Annotated in this window: 16 protein-coding genes; 11 read left to right on the forward strand and 5 right to left on the reverse strand. The window is 66.0% G+C overall.

Annotated features, from left to right (window positions below):
* The first annotated feature begins 56 nt into the window (after positions 1 to 56).
* From L5014_RS11395 to L5014_RS11430, 8 genes are all read left to right on the forward strand, one after another.
* Positions 57 to 1256, forward strand: coding sequence for an acetyl-CoA C-acetyltransferase (locus L5014_RS11395; RefSeq protein ID WP_238463731.1), 1200 nt, complete (start codon positions 57 to 59; stop codon positions 1254 to 1256).
* Positions 1257 to 1392: 136 nt separating this feature from the next.
* Complete coding sequence (locus L5014_RS11400) at positions 1393 to 2589, forward strand: phenylacetate--CoA ligase family protein (protein ID WP_238463732.1); 1197 nt, start codon at positions 1393 to 1395, stop codon at positions 2587 to 2589.
* The gene (locus L5014_RS11405) at positions 2586 to 3719 is read left to right on the forward strand and encodes a lipoate--protein ligase family protein (protein ID WP_238463733.1); all 1134 of its coding nucleotides are present in this window, start codon (positions 2586 to 2588) and stop codon (positions 3717 to 3719) included. Before L5014_RS11400 ends, L5014_RS11405 begins: the two co-directional genes overlap by 4 nt.
* Entirely contained in the window at positions 3716 to 4507 is a 792-nt protein-coding gene (locus L5014_RS11410) for an enoyl-CoA hydratase/isomerase family protein (RefSeq protein ID WP_238463734.1), read from the forward strand. Before L5014_RS11405 ends, L5014_RS11410 begins: the two co-directional genes overlap by 4 nt.
* A gap of 41 nt (positions 4508 to 4548) precedes the next feature.
* On the forward strand, positions 4549 to 5418 hold the full coding sequence (locus L5014_RS11415; protein WP_238463735.1) for a MaoC/PaaZ C-terminal domain-containing protein: 870 nt from the start codon (positions 4549 to 4551) through the stop codon (positions 5416 to 5418).
* Positions 5419 to 5482: 64 nt separating this feature from the next.
* Positions 5483 to 6271 (forward strand): citryl-CoA lyase, encoded by a 789-nt coding sequence (locus tag L5014_RS11420; RefSeq protein WP_238463736.1) that lies wholly within the window; start codon positions 5483 to 5485, stop codon positions 6269 to 6271.
* Between the two features lie 45 nt (positions 6272 to 6316).
* On the forward strand, positions 6317 to 7195 hold the full coding sequence (locus tag L5014_RS11425) for an HTD2 family dehydratase (RefSeq protein WP_238463737.1): 879 nt from the start codon (positions 6317 to 6319) through the stop codon (positions 7193 to 7195).
* A 70-nt stretch (positions 7196 to 7265) separates the two neighbouring features.
* Positions 7266 to 8708 carry an MmgE/PrpD family protein gene (locus L5014_RS11430; RefSeq protein ID WP_238463738.1) on the forward strand — a complete coding sequence of 481 codons (1443 nt, stop codon included), beginning with the start codon at positions 7266 to 7268 and terminating at the stop codon, positions 8706 to 8708.
* A gap of 7 nt (positions 8709 to 8715) precedes the next feature.
* Here L5014_RS11430 and L5014_RS11435 read toward each other — a convergent pair whose 3' ends face one another.
* Together L5014_RS11435 and L5014_RS11440 are read right to left on the reverse strand one after the other, a co-directional pair.
* Positions 8716 to 9738 (reverse strand): ferritin-like domain-containing protein, encoded by a 1023-nt coding sequence (locus tag L5014_RS11435; protein ID WP_238463739.1) that lies wholly within the window; start codon positions 9736 to 9738, stop codon positions 8716 to 8718.
* A 464-nt stretch (positions 9739 to 10202) separates the two neighbouring features.
* Complete coding sequence (locus L5014_RS11440; RefSeq protein WP_238463740.1) at positions 10203 to 10829, reverse strand: LysE/ArgO family amino acid transporter; 627 nt, start codon at positions 10827 to 10829, stop codon at positions 10203 to 10205.
* 192 nt (positions 10830 to 11021) lie between these two features.
* Here L5014_RS11440 and L5014_RS11445 point away from each other — a divergent pair, with 192 nt between their 5' ends.
* Positions 11022 to 11930 (forward strand): LysR family transcriptional regulator ArgP, encoded by a 909-nt coding sequence (locus tag L5014_RS11445; RefSeq protein WP_238463921.1) that lies wholly within the window; start codon positions 11022 to 11024, stop codon positions 11928 to 11930.
* A gap of 912 nt (positions 11931 to 12842) precedes the next feature.
* Complete coding sequence (locus tag L5014_RS11450) at positions 12843 to 13316, forward strand: DUF3331 domain-containing protein (protein ID WP_238463741.1); 474 nt, start codon at positions 12843 to 12845, stop codon at positions 13314 to 13316.
* A 267-nt stretch (positions 13317 to 13583) separates the two neighbouring features.
* On the opposite strand, the gene L5014_RS11455 is transcribed toward L5014_RS11450, so the two are convergent.
* Complete coding sequence (locus tag L5014_RS11455; RefSeq protein ID WP_238463742.1) at positions 13584 to 14888, reverse strand: MFS transporter; 1305 nt, start codon at positions 14886 to 14888, stop codon at positions 13584 to 13586.
* Complete coding sequence (locus L5014_RS11460) at positions 14885 to 15856, reverse strand: PRC-barrel domain-containing protein (protein WP_238463743.1); 972 nt, start codon at positions 15854 to 15856, stop codon at positions 14885 to 14887. The genes L5014_RS11455 and L5014_RS11460 overlap by 4 nt, the downstream gene beginning before the upstream one ends.
* Positions 15857 to 16327: 471 nt before the next feature.
* Between L5014_RS11460 and L5014_RS11465 the strand changes: the two genes are divergently transcribed.
* Entirely contained in the window at positions 16328 to 17737 is a 1410-nt protein-coding gene (locus tag L5014_RS11465) for an NCS2 family permease (protein ID WP_420800056.1), read from the forward strand.
* A 218-nt stretch (positions 17738 to 17955) separates the two neighbouring features.
* Here L5014_RS11465 and L5014_RS11470 read toward each other — a convergent pair whose 3' ends face one another.
* On the reverse strand, positions 17956 to 18372 hold the full coding sequence (locus L5014_RS11470; protein ID WP_238463925.1) for a hypothetical protein: 417 nt from the start codon (positions 18370 to 18372) through the stop codon (positions 17956 to 17958).
* Between the last annotated feature and the right edge of the window lie 55 nt (positions 18373 to 18427).

Raw genomic sequence — 18427 nt, forward strand, 5'->3', positions numbered from 1 at the left:
AGCCCGCACGAATGATCGATACAGAAGGGAATCGAACAAATAGAGAGGATGACGAAATGAGAAGAGCAGCTATTGTTGCGCCGGTGCGCACGCCGGTGGGCACTTTCGGCGGCAGTCTGCGCCCCGTTGCGGTGGAGACGCTGGCCGCCACGGTGCTGCGCGAGACGATCGCGCGCAGCGGCATCGACGCGGCGCGTATCGAGGACGTGGTGTTCGCGCAGTCGTATGCCAGCAGCGAGACGCCTTGCATCGGCCGCTGGGCCGCGCTCGAAGCGGGGCTGCCGGTTCAGGTGCCGGGCATGCAGCTCGACCGTCGCTGCGGCGGCGGCCTGCAAGCCGTGGTCACCGCCGCGATGATGGTCCAGAGCGGTGCCGCCGACGTGGTGGTGGCGGGCGGCGTGGAGAGCATGAGCAACATCGAGTACTACACCATGGACATGCGCTGGGGCGCGCGTTCGGGCACGGTGCGCATGCACGACCGGCTCGAGCGCGGCCGCGAACGCTCGCAGCCCGAGGCGCGCTTCGGCTACATCTCGGGGATGATCGAAACGGCCGAGAACCTCGCGAAGGATTACGGCATCACGCGCGAAGAGGCGGACGCCTACGCGGTGCGCAGCCATCAACGCGCGGCGGCGGCATGGGAGTCGGGCCGCTTCGCGCAAGAAGTCGTGCCGGTTTCGGTGCCGCAGCGCAAGGGCGAGCCCGTGCTGTTCGCACGCGATGAAGGGGTGCGCGCCGATGCGAGCGAGGCTTCGCTCGCAAAGCTCAAGCCGCTCATCAAGGGCGGCACGGTGACGGCGGGCAATGCGAGCCAGCAGAACGACGCAGCCGCCGCGTGCCTGATCGTGGCCGAAGACCAGCTCGACAAGCTGGGCCTCACGCCGCTCGGCTATCTCACGGGTTGGGCGGCCTCGGGTTGCGAGCCCGCGACGATGGGCATCGGGCCGGTGCCCGCGGCGCAAAAGCTCCTGCAGAAAACCGGTCTCACGTTCGATCAGCTCGATCTCGTCGAATTGAACGAAGCATTTGCATGCCAGGTGCTCGCGGTGCTCAAGGGCTGGGGCTGGCACGACGAGTCCCGCCTGAACGTGAACGGTTCGGGTATTTCGCTCGGCCATCCGATCGGTGCGACCGGCGTGCGCATGCTCACAACGCTGCTTTACGAGCTGCAGCGCCGCAAGGGCCGCTATGGCCTCGAGACGATGTGCGTGGGTGGCGGGCAAGGCATCGCTGCGATCTTCGAGCGCGCGGCATAAGGCTGACATAAAGCGGGCCTAATGCTTACGTAAGGCTGGCCGCATGAATGGCGCCGCGCGCAAGTTCGCGTGCGCGGCGCACGAAACACGAGGCTGGCGGCATGGCATCGCCGGCCGCCTCAACCACGGAGGGGACATGCACGATTCGCTCGATGCGCTCAATTTGCAACTCGAACGCCTGCACACGCATCCGTTCTACGCAGGACGCCTGCCGCGCAGCGTGGCCAGCACGGCCGAGTTCGCCGAACGCGTGCCGCTCATGTCGCGCGCGCAGTTCGTGGCAGAGATGGGCAAGCCAGGCTATGGGGCATTCGCGCCTCAGGTGCCGCCCGTGCGCGTGCATCTCACGCCGATGGGATCGGCGCTCGTGCCCATCCTGCACAGCGCGGCCGACTTGCGCGCCATCGAAGCCGCATGCGGCCAGCATCTGGACGCCTGCGGCATTGGCCCCGGCGACGTTTGCATGGTCACGTTCGGCTATCACCTGTTCGTTGCGGGGCTCTTTTATCAAAGCCAGATGGAGGCGCGCGGCGTCGCGTGCATTCCGCACGGTCCAGGCGAAACGGAGCGCGCGGCGCAGGTGGCGCGCCAGTGCGGCGTGACGGTGCTCGCCGGCAATCCCACGCACGCGCTCAAGCTGATCGAGGCAGGGTGCCCCGTGCCGCGCGTGTTCTTCGCGGGCGGCGAGCCGTTCAGCGGCAACGAGGCGCTCTATGCGCGCGTGCGGGCCGCCATGCCGGGCACGCTGCTCGTCGACAGTTATTCGTTGTCCGAATGTCTGCCGGTCGCGCGCACGTTTCCAGGTGGAGCAGGCGTGCATATCTTCGACGAACTGCTTTATGCCGAGGTGATCGACCCCGACACCGGCACGCCGCTGCCGGACGGTGAGCGCGGCGAGCTTGTGCTCACGCATCTGAAGAAAGATTTGCAGCCGCTCGTGCGTTATCGCACCGGCGACCTCACGGTGCTCGAACGCACGGCGAGCGTGCATGGCCGCACGGTGTCGCTGCCGCGCGTGGTGTTCGGGCGCGTCGATTCGATGGTGAAGATCAAGGGCGTGAAGGTGTATCCGTCCGAGCTGAGGAGCGTGCTGCTCGGCGTCGCGGGCGCGACGGGCGCTTACCGGCTCGTGGTGGGCTCGAAGGCGCATGGCGGCGACCATCTCACGCTGCTCGTGGAAGGCGCGCCCGGCGATAGGGAAGCCATTGCCGAGCGCTTCAAGCGCCAGACGCTGATTCACGCCGACGCCATCGAGGCGGTCGAGAAGCTCGAAGGCAGCGCGCTGGTGCAGGACAACCGCAAGGGAGCGCATCAGGAGAAAGAGACAACATGAACGGAACAACAGCCCCGGCGCCGTGGCGCTACGTGGTGGGCAACCACAACTACGCGGATTTTTCGACCTCGATTTCGCCCGCCGTCGAGCGCGCGGTGGCCGAGCGGATCGCGCCGCCCACAGTACTCCTGAACGTATTCGATGGCGACAGCATTACCGTGGGCGTCAACGAAGACCCGAACCAGGTGCTCGACCTGCCGTTCTGCCGCAGCAGCAACGTGCTCGCAAGGCGGCGCGTGAGCAGCGGCGGGGCGATCTACGCGGGCAGCGGCTCCGCGTTTCTCGCGCTGTATCTGCCGGTCGATTTGCCAGGCGTGCCGGACACGGCGGCGGCCGCTTTTCCGGCCGTCCTCGGACATGTGGCCGAAGCGCTGCGCGAAGTGTTCGGGCTCGCGGCGTCGTATCGGCCGCTCAACGACGTCGAAATCGATGGCCGCAAGCTGGTCGCTACGTCGATGAAGATCGAGAGCGGTGTGCTCACGTTCCGCATCCTGCTGAACGTGAAGGCGATCGACACGGCTGTCGCGGCGCGTGCCATGCCGATGGCGCCCGAAAAGGTCAAGGACAAGAAGCTCAAGGACCTCGGCTCGCGCTACACGTATCTGGAGCAGGAACTGGGCCGCGCGGTGAGCGAGACGGAACTGCGCGCGTGGGTCCAGGCGTGCGTGCGCCGCGCATTCGGCGATATCGCGCTCGCGCCGGGCGAACTGGGCGAAACGGAACGCGCCTATGCACAGCAATACGCGAGCGAGCTGATCGACGATGCCTGGTTCCACGAGAAGAGCGAAGCGACGCGCTATGGGCCGATCACGCAGAGCGGCGACCGCATTGTCCGGGGCCGCGAGAAGGCGCCCGCCGGACTCATCTGGCTGAGCCTGCTGGTGCGCGACGGTGTGGTGCAGCGCGCGATCGTGAACGGCGACTGGCATCCGCGGCCGCTGCGCTCCGTGGCATGGCTCGAAGACGGCTTCGCGGGGCTGGCCGCCACGCGCGAAGCGTGCGGTGCGCATATCGAAGCATTCCTTGCGCGCGAAGACGTGGAGTTCGCGGGCGTCGAGCCCGCGCATTTGCTCACGGCGCTCGACAAGGCGCTCGGTGAACTGGCGCACGTGGAGGGAGCCCCAGCATGAGCGACTCGACCTTGCTGGTCACGATCGAAGACGGTGTGGCGACGCTGTGCTTCAACCGTGCCGAAGCGAAGAACGCCATGAACGTGGCCATGCGTGCGGAGCTTCATGACGCGGTCGTGCGCATCCGCGCCGACCGTGGCGTGCGCGCCGTGGTGCTGCGCGGCGCGGGCAGCGACTTCTGCTCGGGCGGCGACGTGCGCGGCATGAACGTGACGAGCGCCCAGGCCGGGCGCGAGCGCATCGACGACCTGCATGGCTGGGTGAGCATGCTGATCGATCTCGACCGCCCCGTGATCGCGGCGGTGGACGGCGTGTGCTACGGCGCGGGCTTCAGCTTCGCGCTCGCCGCCGATTTCGTGATCGCCAGCACGCGCGCACGCTTTTGCATGCCGTTCATGAAAGTGGGGCTCGTGCCCGACTGCGGCGCGTTCTATACGTTGCCGCGCGTGGTGGGCCTCGCGTGCGCGAAGGATCTCGTGTTCACGGCGCGCGAGATCGACGCCGTGCAAGCGCAGGCGATGGGCGCCGTGCTCGAGATCGTCGAGCCGGACCGGTTGCATGCGCGTGCGGCGCAGGTGGCGGTGAGCCTCGCCGCCGCGTCGCCGGTTGCGTTCGGCCTCGCCAAGCGCGCGCTGAATCAGTCGCTGGGCGGCGACTTGCGCTCGATGCTGGAAATCGAGGCTGCGGCGCAGGGCATCGCGTTCACCACCGAATACCACCAGGAGGCGGTCAGGCGCTTTCGCGAGAAGGCGGAGCCGCTCTTCAAGTGGCCGGCGCGCAACGCATGACGTGTCATTAGCAATCCGTAGTTATTATTTATGGCGCAGCCATGACGATCGATTACCACACCTTGTGCAACTGGCCGTTCGAAGACATCGAGCAGACCTACACGGCACGCGACGCGATGTTCTATAGCCTTGCCGTGGGCTACGGCGCGGATCCCGTCGACCCCGACGATCTCGCGTTCGTCTACGAGAAAGAGCTGCGCGTGCCGCCGACTTTCGCCGTGGTGCTCGGCTTTCCCGGCTTCTGGGCGCGCGACCCGAAGAGCGGCATCGACTGGGTGCGCCTGTTGCATGGCGAGCAGGGCATCGAGATTCACAAGCCGCTGCCGCGCGAGGCCACGGTGATTGGCCGCTCGCGCATCGCGCGCGTGGTCGACAAGGGCGAAGGCAAGGGCGCGCTGCTCGAAATTCAGCGTAGCATTACCGACAAGGCCACGGGCGAGCTTTACGCCACGCTCACGCAGCTCACGTTCTGCCGCGGCGACGGCGGCTTCAGCGCGCTCGGCGGCCCGAGCGATGACGCGCCCGCCGCGCCGCCCGCAGTGCCCGAGCGCGTGGCCGATCATGTCTGTACTTTGTCGACGCGGCCGGAGACGGCACTGCTCTACCGTCTGTGCGGCGACGACAACGCATTGCACGCGGACCCGCGAGTCGCGTGCGCGGCCGGCTTCGAGCGGCCCATCCTGCATGGCCTCGCCACATGGGCGGTGGCCGCGCACGCGGTGCTAAAGACGCTGTGCGCGAGCGACCCGGCACGGCTCGCGCGCTTTCACGCGCGTTTCACCGCGCCGGTTTATCCGGGCGAGACCATTTGCACGGAGATCTGGCGCGACGGCAACGCCGTGAGCTTCCGCGCGCGTGTGGTCGAGCGCGACGTCGTGGTGCTCAACAACGGCACCGCGACGCTACGTTGAACGCAGTCCGCGTCATCATCGAAACAAAACCGAAACCGAACACGAACACGAAGGAACCGCAGTCATGGCCCGTCAACCGAAACCGCTGGTGCGCTCCGATATCGCATACAGCACGCCCGATCGCATCGTCGTGCGCGGCAAGAGTCTGCCCGACGAAGTGCTCGGCCATATGAATCTGGGTGACTTCGCGTTTCTGCAGCTCACCGGCAAGACCGCGACGCCGCAGCAATCCGCGATGTTCAACGCCATCGTCATCACGCTCGTCGAGCACGGCATGACGCCCAGCGCGATTGCCGCGCGCATGACCTATGCGGGTGCGCCCGAGTCGTTGCAGGCGGCCGTGGCGGCGGGGCTGTGCGGGCTCGGCTCGGTATTCGTGGGCAGCATGGAGGGCGCGTGTCGTATGCTCTCCGAAGCATTGCCCTACGGTACGCGTTGTGACGACCTCGAAAAACTCGCGGTGGACACGGTGGCCGCATGGCGCGCGCGCGGCACGCCGGTTCCGGGTCTCGGTCATCCGCTGCACAAGCCCATCGACCCGCGCACACCGCGCCTGTTCGAACTCGCGGCGCAGAACGGCTTGTCGGGCGACTATGTGAAGCTCATGCAGTTGATCGGCGCCGAGGCGCAGCGCGTTTCGGGCAGGGCGCTGCCGATCAACGCCACGGGCGCCGTCGGCGCGATCTGCTGCGAATTCGGCTTTCCGTGGCGCATCGTGCGCGGCTTCGGCGTGATGGCGCGCGCGATCGGGCTCGTCGGGCACCTGCTCGAAGAAGGCGAGCGGCCCATGTCGTTCGAATTGTGGCAACGTGTGGAGGACGAGGCGTCGGCGCATCTGCGCGGCGAGGCCTGATTCGTATTCGTTGGTATTCGTTGGTATTCGTTCCCGCAACGGAGGATGACTGTGTCCCAATCGGAATCAGAAGCACCTCAAGCCTTGCCGCTCGAAGCGTGGCTCGACAAGACCGAAACGCTCACCGACGAAATCACGTCGTTTCCGCTGCGCGCGCTCGCGGCGACACTCGACCGCGATGCGCCCGGCAACGTCGTGCCGCCGCTGTGGCACTGGCTCTACTTCCTGCCGGTGGCGCCGCTCGCGCAAGTGGGCCCGGACGGCCACCCGAAGCGCGGCGGTTTCTTGCCGCCGGTCGCGCTGCCGCGCCGCATGTGGGCGGGTGGCCGCCTCACGTTCCATGCGCCGCTGCGCGCGGGCGAGACGGCGCAGCGCACTTCGACGATCGCCAGTATCGAAGACAAGACCGGGCGCAGCGGCCGGCTCGTGTTCGTGACGGTGCAACATCGTTACGGAGCATTGCACGATCCGGCGGGTGCAGTGTGCATCGAGGAAGAGCACGACATCGTTTATCGCGACGCTCCGCAGCCCGGCGCGAGCGCGCCGAAACCCATCCTGGCGCCTGCGGGAAATACATGGTCGCGCACGCTCGTGGCCGACGCCGTGATGCTGTTCCGCTATTCGGCGCTCACCTTCAACGGTCATCGCATTCACTACGATTTTCCGTATGTCACGCAGGAAGAGGGCTATCCGGGGCTCATCGTGCACGGCCCGCTCATCGCCACGTTGCTGCTCGATCTCGTGCACCGCGAGCGTCCGGACGCGACCGTCGCTTCGTTTGCGTTTCGCGCCGTGCGTCCGACGTTCGGCGGCAATGCGTTCACGTTGTGCGGCAAGCCGGCCGAAGATGGCCGCTCGGTTGAACTCTGGGCCAAGGACCACGAGGGCTATCTGACGATGCAGGCCACCGCGACCTTTGCATGAGTCAAACCTTCGAACGCATACCGCACAAGCCGTCATGCAAACCGACACTCAAGCAGCAATGCATCCAGCCATGATCGATCATCCCAGCCGCACGCTTGCGGCCTTTGCCGCCACGCTCGACTTCGACGCCATCCCCGCGATGGTGGTCGAGCGCACCGTCAACCTCTATGTGGACTGGCTCGGCTCCGCGCTCGGCGGCAAGGGCGCGCGCCCCGTCGAAACCATTGCGCGTTTCGCTCGCGCGGCGCACGGCGCGCCGAGTCCTCAAGATACGTGCGATGTCGTGATCGACCGCAGCCGCAGCACGCCCTATTTCGCGGCGATGATGAACGCGGCCGCCTCGCATTTCGTCGAGCAGGACGACGTGCACAACGGCTCCGTGCTGCATCCCGCAACCGTGGTGTTCCCGGTTGCGCTCGCGCTCGCTCAGGCGATGGGCGCTTCGGGGCGCGAGTTCATCGCGGCTTCGGTGGCGGGCTATGAAGTGGGCATCCGCGTCGGCGAATTCATGGGGCGTTCGCACTACAAAATATTTCATACGACCGGCACGGTGGGCACGATTGCGGCGGTAGCGGCCGCGGGGCGCCTCCTGAAGCTCACGCCCGGGCAGATGCTCGACGCGTTCGGCTCGGCGGGCACCCAGGCCAGCGGCCTGTGGGAGTTCCTGCGCGACGCGGCCGACTCCAAGCAACTGCACACGGCCATGGCCGCCGCCAACGGGCTGATGGCCGCCCAGCTTGCCGCCGATGGCTTTCGCGGCGCGCAGCGCATTCTCGAAGGCGCGCAGGGCATGGCTGCGGGCATGTCGAGCGACGCCGACCCGGCGAAGCTCGTCGACCGTCTCGGCGAACGCTGGGCGACCGTCGAGACCTCGTTCAAGTATCACGCGGCCTGCCGCCATACGCATCCGGCTGCCGATGCGTTGCTCGCCGCGATGACCGGGCATCGGCTCGCGCCCGACGACATTGCCGCCGTGACCGCTCACGTGCATCAGGGCGCCATCGACGTGTTGGGCAGCGTGACGGTGCCCAACACGGTCCACCAGGCGAAGTTCAATATGGGCACGGTGCTGGGCCTGTGCGCGTATCGCGGCTATGCGGGTGTGAACGAGTTCGAGCACGGCTACGCGCAAGCGGAGATCGCCGCATTCCGCGAGCGCGTGACGATGGCGTTCGACGAAGAAGTGGATCGCGCGTATCCGGCGCGCTGGATCGGCAAGGTCACCGTGACCACGCGCGACGGCCGCACGCTGCACGCGCGCGTGGACGAGCCCAAGGGCGACCCCGGCAACACGCTCTCGCGCGAAGAGCTGGCGACGAAGTTCGTGCGTCTTGCGGCGTTCTCGCATGCGGCGAGCGAAGGCGAGGCGCGTGCGTTGCTCGATGCCGCGTGGCGCATTGCCGATGCCGGACGCGTGGGCGCGTTGTTTGGTGCGAGCGATGTGAGAGATGTGCGCGATGTAAGCGATGTTTCGGGCGCAGGCGCGAACGCCGCTTCGAAGGTGCGCGCGTGACGATGCGTCAGCTTTTCCGCGTCGACGATGCCGAAGGTGTGGAAGGCCGCGGGCGCATGAAACGCAGCGCGAAGCGCACGAGCTTCGGCATCGTCTCCGGGCGCAGTAGACGCGTGTCGTAGCCCGAGAAGCGCCGGTCGTTTTCCTCCAGGCACAGACACATGAGGTCCGGCACGTTGATGTCCACGTCCGAGACCGACTGCGCGCCATTCACCGTGAAGTTGTTGTCCTGCTGATGCTCGTTGCCCTCGGCGTCCATCGTGCGTGCGAGGCCGATGCGCTCCCAGCCGAGAAAAGCCCACACGCGCGCCACTTTCAGTTCGAAGGCGATGCGCCGCCACCACGAAAGCCGCGCACGGTGCCACGCGACCCAGTTCGCGAACAGCAGGATATGGCGGCATTCCTCCTGCATCACGGGCTCGAACGTGTCGATGAGTTCGGGTGGAAAAAGCCCCGAGCGCCGCGCGACTTCGAAAAGGCCGAACGCGAAGAAGCTGTCCACGCACTCGCTGTAGCCCGTCACCAGATAGGCCCATTCGGCATCCTTAGGATAGACGTAGGGCGGCTCGCTCGCGAGCACGATGCCATAGGCCTGCACCATGCGCGAAAGCACTTCCTTATGGCGGTTTTCTTCCCAGGCGTTGAGCGCGAGTACGGCGCGCATGTCGGCGTCGTCGACCGTCGCGGCGTAGGCCGCCATGCGTAGTCGCGCCTTGCCCTCGGTCTGCACCGCGATGTCCCAGATCGGCAACTCGACGATGCGCTTGAGCGCGGCGGGCTCGAGCGAAGGCCATTCGAGCACCGAGGGCCGGTACGGGTTGAAGGTCTCGCGAAACATGCGGCAGGTCTCGCGGCGGTGCACGTCGGAACCGGGCACGAGGGGGCCATGTTCGCGGCTCGTCCAGTGGCGTGTGTTGTGCTCGGCGGCGTCGAGCGTCGCGCGGTCGGGGCGCTCGCTCGGCAGTTGCGGCGCATTGAAATCAGGGATTAATTGCGCCGTATCGAAGGCTTCGAGTACCTGAACGTCCATCTGAAAGCATCCCCAGAGAAGGCTTGTGGCGGTGGTCGTGTCGTACGGTTATCGCGTCGGGCGAGGCAATTGTGTCATCGATGCGCCGAAGCCGGTGCGGAACTTGACGTGCGTGCTGCATCGATTGCAGAACGGGCTGCAAACGCGCGGCACAACGCGCGTTGTTCGAGCGCCATTGTAAGGGGAGGAGGCAAGACGGATGCTGCTACGTGCCACTGACTTTCGCGCAGCAGCAGTTCGCTGTGCATTGCGGACGTTGTCGTTGTTATCGCTGTTTCAAAGCGCTGAACGACTGCCGAGTGTATTTCAATGAATTGAATAATCGCCGCGCGCGCTTTTATTTTTGTCGGACATTTATCGGACATGTTATGGGCGGCTGCTTACTCGAAAAAGCTGGCGTGTCAGCTAGCGTGTCGCCTCGTGCCCACACATCGCGTGTGAGCACGACGCTTTGCCATCGCGCGTCAGCGCAACTGGGCGAATGCGATGAAGAGCACCATGCCGCCGATCGCACCGTCGAGCACGCGCCATGCGCCGGCGCGCCGGAACAGCGGGGCGAGCACGCGCGCACCGTAACCGAGACCGATGAACCATACCGCGCTCACGCACATCGCGCCGATCGCGAACGCGAGCCGGCTGCCTTGTGGCTCGCGGGCGCCGGCCGTGCCGATCAGCAGAAACGTGTCGAGGTAGACATGCGGATTGAGCCAGGTGAACGCGAGCGTCATCAGGATGATCGGCCAGGCGCGCTGCACGCGCGTCTCAGGCGCCTCTTGCGCGTTCGCCGTTTCGAGCACGGCATGTGTGGGCTTCACCGCGCGCCGCAGCGCGCCGATGCCGAACCACACAAGCCACGCGAGCCCGACATAAAGCACGACATGCACGAAGGTGGGATAGCGCTCGACGAGCGCGGAAGCGCCGCCCACCCCCGCGCCGATCAGGATGAAATCGGAGAGCGTGCAGAGCAGCACGATCTTGCCGACGTGCGAGCGCAGGATGCCCTGGCGCAGCACGAAGGCGTTCTGTGCGCCAATGGTGACGATGAGCGAGGCGCAGAGCGCCGCGCCGTGCGAAAAAGCGAGCCAGTTCATGATCGTTGCGCGGCCAGTGGCCGAAATAGGGGCGCAAGGCACAACGTGACGGAACGCGTCGCATCGACAGAGCGGGCGAGCGGACCGGGACGTTGTGGCGGGCGCGTGGACAGAGGAAGCAAACAGCGTTAGTCTGCCGCCGTGGCCTGCTTAAGCAAAGCTCATTTTATTAAACCGGATTAAGGAATGCTAATGCTAGACTATGCGCTGCTCGACGCGCTTGCCGCCGTGGTCAGGCACGGATCGTTCGACCGCGCGGCCGGCGCGCTCAACGTCACGCCATCGGCGGTCTCACAGCGCGTGAAGCTGCTGGAGGAGCGCGTGGGCGCCGTGCTCGTGAAGCGCGGCCAGCCCTGCGTGGCCACGGCGGCGGGCGCGCTGCTGTGCCGCCACACCGAGCGCGTGCAATTGCTCGAAGCGGAGTTGGGCGGCGGCATGCCCACGGTCGCCGGGGCACTCGACGCGTCGCGCCCCACGCTGCGCGTCGCGGTCAACGACGACAGCGTGGGCACCTGGTTTATCGACGCAGTGGCGGGCTTCTGTGTCGAGCGCGGCATTCTGCTCGATCTCGTGATCGACGATCAGGACCATACCGCGCAGCGTATGCGCGACGGCAGCGTGCAGGGCGCGGTGACAACCCAGGCCGAGCCCGTGCAAGGCTGCCGCTCGACGCGGCTTGGGCGCATGCGCTACCTCGCGGTCTGCTCGCCGGCCTTTTTCGAGCGCTATTTTTCCGCGGGCGTGGGACGCGAGGCGCTGCGCCGCGCGCCGTGCGTGGAGTTCAATCCCAAAGATCAGCTACAAAAGCGCTTCGTGCGGCGTATCACGCGTGCGCAGGTGGACGCGCCGCTGCACTGGATTCCACATGTGGCGGGTTTTCTGCGCTGCTGCATGAGCGGGCTGGGGTGGGGGATGTGCCCCGAGCGCATGATCGCGCCACACCTCGCGCGCGGCGAGCTCGTCGAACTCACGCCGGGACGCGCGCTCGACGTCGAGCTGTATTGGCAAAGCTGGCGTCTGTCGATCGGCTGGCTCGACGATTTCGGCACAATGCTCAAGCGCCGCGCGGCCGAATTTCTCGATCAAGGGCGCGGGGCCTGACGCCTGGCGCCGCTTCGATGAATCCCGCTGTGAAGCACACGCTAGGAAGCCGGCTTGGCCAGCCTGAATCGTTGCGCGTCCAACTGCTGCGCCGGCCTGGGTGTCTGCCGCAACGCAAGCGGCGCCGCCCGGTGTCGATCGACCATTACGCAAGCTTGTATGCCATTCGCGCGCGTATTAGACGTCAATTGAATTGTTAATTTCGATTGGGAATCAGGTTGCTTCTGTTGCTATTGCTCGAGCCTCACCGATTCGGTGCATTCGCAGTGGGTATTCATGCTGACACATAGCGGTACCTGGGAGGTGCATGGCAAAACGGTTAAAGCACAATTTATTTTCGATTAATACCTCATGAAATAGAGGCGAGTCTCGAATTCCTGTTCTCCAGGGATCCGCATGCCATGTGCGACAATTCCCGCCTCCGGTTGCTTTGCACAATGCGAAATCTCAATATGCGTATGTCATGAAACGGACATGCGTTTCATTGATCGCACAGCGGCAACCAGTAAGAGCGGTGCTGCGGCGATAGCGCCCGGTGATGGTCGTGGCGCCCGCAGAGGCCTGCCCGGCGTAGAGGTGCCGCGTGCCTTTGCATGGCGCGCAATGGTATTGCCCGTGCCTTGCCATCTAAGACGCAGTGGGGCGCGTCTCCGGTTATTTTTTCCGGGTGGGAAATGTTAAAGATCAACAGATCGGCAAAAAAGTCGCGCGAGTAAATGTAAAGAAACTACCATTGCTGCCTACAATTACGCCAGAAAGCTTGATGGGTTCATTTGTCTCGCATTCGGAAATTATCGTGTGAATATTCAGTTTTTTCTGTGGCTTGCGAGAATCGCACGCTATAATCCGGGCGTGGCAGAATGCTTATTCGACCGGCATATTTGAATCGTTTCCACGTGCACGAGGTGCATTATGACGAAATTAGATACCGGCAGCGCATGGCAACAAACCATTGATCTTCTGTCCGCCGCATCCGAGCCTGGCAGCTCGACCGGCGAGCCCGATTGCATCAGGAGTTGCAAACCGGTACCCATCACGCGTAGCGCTTCGGAAGCGGCCAATCGGCGCCGCGCCACCGTGCGTTCGTGGGATGCTCAGGGCATCACTTTGATCCGGCGTCATGATCCGGAAAGCATCACCGTCTGCTGGAGCGACGCCACATATGGGCGCTACTCCGACCAGTTGTGGCGGGTTTGCACCGCGCGCCGCAGCGCGGTTTGCGCGCTCACCGGCGAGAAGATCCGCCGCGGCGACGCCGTATTCCGCCCGAGCCCGAACCGCCGTCATCGTCCGGCCAACGCCGACGCGATGATCCTCGCGAGCAAGCTGGACGCCTTTCCCAGCGGCGTCGTGGCTGCGCGTCTCGACGAGGCGCTCGCGGCGTAAGTGCGGCTCGATGGCCGTATAACGGTCCGCTATGGTCCGCATTATGGTCCGCCATGGTCCGCAGTACGGCGCACAAGGCGCAAAAAGCGGCCACTTGAGTGCCGCTTCCAGGTTGCAGCGGTGGGTCCAGCGGCAGGTCCGCTTCGAGCCTGCATCGATTACTCGATGCAGGCCGTGATCTTTTTATCGTCTTCAGTAGCCATCTCAGTGCCTTGCCTGCGTCGCTGACCCGCTGCCGGGCCAGCGAACTGCGCACTCATTCCGCCTTCATGCCGCCGGCTTCGTGCCGCCGTCTTCCGCCGTCTTGTCGCCGACGGTTTCGTCTTCGAGCGCTTCGCGTGTCTCGGGCATGACGAGCCAGACCATCAGCACCGCTGCCGCACCGGCCGCGGCGAGGCCGAGAAAGCTCACGGTATTGCCGAAGTGATCGGCGATGAAGCCCGCGAGCGCGGTGGAAAGCGTGGCGCCAATCCCCGCCGATAGCCCGAAGAGCCCGATGCACAGGTTGTAGCGTCCCTTGCCGCCCGCCACGTCGGCGGCGATGAGCGGCAGCATCACGCCGAACACAGCGGCCGAGAGGCCGTCGAGCATCTGCACCGGCACGAGGAAGTACGGGTTGCCGACCGCGGCGAACAACAGCGCGCGTACCGGCAGGGCGCTAAAGCCGAGAATCAGCACCGGGCGGCGGCCCCAGTGCTGAGAGGTGCGGCCTACCCAAGGCGACATCAACGCAACGATCGCTTGCGGCACGATGATGCACGCCGCGATCACGAGCTGCACGTTGTCGCCCATGCCGGCCGTCACTTCGCCTGCCGCGAGGTTCAGCATCGCGGCGTTCGAGAGGTGGAACAGCACCACGCAGGCCGCGAAGGTCAGCATGCGCTTGTCGCGCAGCAAATCGAAGAGAGTCTCGCGCGGCTCGTCCGCGAGCGCGGCATGCGTGGCCGTCGTGGCTTTGTCGGCCTTGCCGTTTTTCAGGGGCCTGGGCGCGTTGGCGTGCTTGTCGTACTCGATCATGGCGAGCGCGACGAGCGCCGGAAGCGCGAGCGCCGCCGTGAGCCAGAACACCGCGCGCGGCGAGACGTACTCGCCGCACAGCCCCATCAGGCCCGCCGCGACCGCGCTGCCGATCGAGGCCCAGCGCGCGTTGCGCCCGAGCCGGTCGCCCAGGTTCTGGCGGCCCACCAGCGCCAGCGCGAGCGCCGCCATGGCCGGCACGAGCATGCAGCTCGCGAAGCCATGGAAGACTTCGGCGGCCATCACCGGCACGACGGTCGGGCTCGAGGCGAGCAGCACCGCCGAGAGAATGATCGCGATGATCGCCCAGGCGGCGGCGGCTTTCTTGTTGCGCAGGGCGTCCACGGCTGCGCCGCCCGGCACCTGGCTCACCATCGCGCTGATCGTGCCCACCGAGAGCGCGAGGCCGATTTCGCCCTGGGTCCACTTGTGCGAAGCGAGATAGGAGGCGATGAACGGGCCGAAGCCGGTCTGCACGTTCGCGACGAAAAAGTTCAGCCAGTCGAGCGCGCGCACGCTTCGCAGACTGGGCGTGGGATGCGTCGTACCTCTCATTGGTCACCGCGCGCGGGAACTGCAGGAGCGGCCGGTGCTGCTGCGGGGCTGACGGTACGAACCGGCTGATCGTTCGCATAGGCGGGCGAGGCGTCGATCTGCTGGTCGCTCATCTCGAGCTGGGCTTCGAGCGCGTTGTTCTTCGTCACGAAGTGCAGCGCCGACCAGTCGGCGGCGATCGTGCGGCGCTTCTCCAGCGTGCCGCTCACGTCGAGCACGACCGCGAGCGGGTCGGCGCTGCCGCCGATCAGCACGTCCACCACGCGTCCGACCTTGGCGCCGTTGGCGCGCTCGACGTTGGCGTCGAGCATCGGCAGGCGCGTCGGGCTTGCCTCGGAGGTGCCGGGCTGCGGCGCGCCCGACTTGGGCCGGTCGGGAATCTGCAATTGGGCGGGCGTGAGCGCGAGCGTGATGGCTGGCGTCTTCGCCTGCGTGTTGATGTGCACGGCGCTCCACGGGTAGTTGGCCTTGCGGTCGCCTACGCCCATGAAGCCCTGCAGGTTCACGACCACTTCCTGCGGCTTGCCGCCGGGGCCGGCCACCATGTCCACGGCGCGGCCCACGACCTTGCCGTCGGTTTTTTGCACTTCGCTGTCGAGCAGCGTGCGGAAGCTGCCGCGATCGATGGTGTGCGTCTGCACGAGCGGGGCGGGCGGGGGGGGCGTGGGCGCGCTCGCGGGCACGGGCGGCGGCGGCGCGGGCCGGCGGCGCCGGATGGGCGCGGGGCGAGGCTTCTTGGGTGCGGGCTTCGCTTCGGGCGTTTCGGCTGGCTCACTCGCGATCTCGGGTGCGGAGGCCATTTCCGGCTCGCTGGCGATTGGTTCGGTCTCGCTCACGCCGACGGGCGCCTCGACGATGGGCGCGGGCGCCTGGGTCGAGAACAGGCTGCAGCCTGACAGCGCGACCAGCAAGAGCAGGGCGAGGGCGTGCTGAAGGGATATAACGGGACGTGCGAAACCGCCTCTCATCAACAGAAACTCCATGAGCGACCGGCGCGTGGCGCGCGGCGAGGGGGAAAACCGGGTCGGGGTGCGTGAGAGTTTAACCCGCATGGGGCCTTATTCCGGCCCAAACCGCCGCTAATCTGCTGACAAAAACCTTGTCGCGGGGCCGTCTGGGCGGGAGTGAGGCGCAATCCGGGGCAAGCGTGCCGGCGCACCGGGGTAAACACGAGGCCCGGCGGTGCTTCGTGCCCGATGTACGGCGATATAAGCGTCGCGGCATGTCCTCAATGTGATTCGCGCGATGGGAGCATGGGACGGGTTCGCCTAATCTTCGACCCTGTAAAAACATGTCAAATAAATGAATGGGTATAGCGCGCCGCAAGGCGCGCCTGGCTGGCGTCGACACCACTAGTCAATCCAGACGAGACGAACCTGATGACGGACCCGCAACATAATCGCGGGCCGTTTCAGCATGCTGATAAAGGAGGACTCACCATGATGGAACCCCAGGCACAGCCGATGGCAGATGTTGCTACCGCTGCGATCCGCGAAGGCGATGCCGTCGATGCCGTTGGCTCGACCGGTTTCCTCAACCGCTATTTCGACATTGCCGCGCGCGGCAGCTCGGTGCGCCAGGAAAGCGTGGCCGGCATCACCACCTTCCTTGCGATGGTGTATTCCGTGTTCGTCGTGCCGGGCATGCTTGGCAAGGCGGGCTTTGACACCAGCGCGGTCTTTGTCGCCGTGTGTCTCACCACGGCGTTCGGCTCGCTCCTCATGGGTCTGTGGGCGCGCCTGCCGATCGCCATCGGCTGCGCGATCTCGCTCACCGCGTTCACCGCGTTCGGCCTCGTGCTCGGCAAGGGCCTGAAGCCCGAAGTCGCGCTCGGCGCCGTGTTCCTGATGGGCCTCGTATTCACGGGCATTTCGGTGACCGGCGTGCGTTCGTGGATCCTGCGCAACCTGCCGCACGGCATCGCGCACGGCACGGGTATCGGCATTGGCCTGTTCCTGCTGCTGATCGCCGCCAATGACGTGGGTCTCGTCGTCAAGAATCCGGGTGCCGGCCTGCCGGTCACGCTCGGCCATATCACAGCGCTGCCGGCGATGCTTTCCGTGGTTGGTCTCGCCGCGATCTTCGGTCTCGTGCGCCGCCGCGTGCCGGGCTCGATCCTGATCGTGATCGTCGCGATCTCGGCGCTCGGTCTCGCGATCGATCCCGCTGTGAGCTTCCGTGGCGTGTTCGCGTGGCCGTCGCTCTCGGCGCCGGGCCATGCCTCGCTGATCGGCGCAATGGACATCAAGGGCGCACTGTCGCTCGCCGTGCTGCCGAGCGTGCTGGCACTCGTGATGACCGCCGTGTTCGACGCCACCGGCACGATCCGCGCCGTGGCCGGCCAGGCCGGCCAGCTCGACGCCAACGGCCGCATCATCAACGGCGGACGCGCACTCACGGCCGACTCGGTCAGCTCGATCTTCTCGGGCTTCTTCGGCGGCGCACCGGCGGCGGCTTATATCGAGTCGACGGTGGGCGTGGCAGCGGGTGCCAAGACGGGCCTCGCCGCAGCCGTGGTGGGCGCGCTGTTCCTCGCGGTGATGTTCTTCGCACCGCTCGCAGGCCTCGTGCCTTCCTACGCCACGGCGCCGGCACTCATGTACGTGGGCCTGATGATGCTCTCGAGCGTCGCCCGCCTCGACATGGCCGACATGGTGGATGCGATGTCGGGCCTCGTGTGCGCCGTGTTCATCGTGCTCACCGCCAACATCGTCACGGGCATCATGCTGGGCTTCGCTACGCTGGTGATCGGCCGCGTGGTGAGCGGCGAGTTCCGCAAGCTCAACGTCGGCACGGTGATCATCGCCGCCGTGCTCGTGGCGTTCTACCTGGGCGGCTGGGCTATCTGATGCGCGAATAGCGCCCACCTGGCCCGGTCTTCGGCAAGACGGACCCCAAGGCGGCCCGTCCTGCCGGCTTCACGGCCCGCGTTCGCTTTCTGGCGGCGCGGGCCGTGCGGCATTCAGGGCCCGTGAATCCTGCGCGTGTTCAATGTATCGCGCGTCTTGCACCTAGCGCGCGCATCGCACGCATTGCACCGTTCACACCCATCGCGCATTCGCACGCGCTACTTCGGCAGCAGGCTGTTGCCGCCTCCTTTACCTGATTTGCCCGATTTACCTGATTTGGCCGATTTGCGCGGCTTGGGCTCCACGCCCACACGCGGGTCGCGCGCCAGCACGAGCTCGGTCAGATGCTGCGCCGTGGCTTCGAAATCCGGGTCTTCCTGCGTCACGTAAAGCCACTTGCCCAGCACCGGATGCGGCTGCAAGGCCGGCATTTCGTCGATGAGCGCCGCGTGCCGGTCCCGCGACGTGCAGACCAGCAGGCCGTTAAAGGGCTTTTCGCGGTCGGCGGCGATGAGACACAGCAGGCCGTCCATATAAGCGGCATCGGCGCCGAACATCAGCTTGCACAGATAACCGGGCTCGCGCTCGAAGGCGTCGAAAATCCAGAGCAGCGAGTTGCGGATTTTGGAGGGCATGGCGGCAATGGCTCGGGGTGACTTGCTCATTCTACGGGCTGCGCGAACGCAGCCT

The organism is Paraburkholderia tagetis, assembly GCF_022213065.1.
Classification (GTDB): Bacteria; Pseudomonadota; Gammaproteobacteria; order Burkholderiales; family Burkholderiaceae; genus Paraburkholderia; species Paraburkholderia tagetis.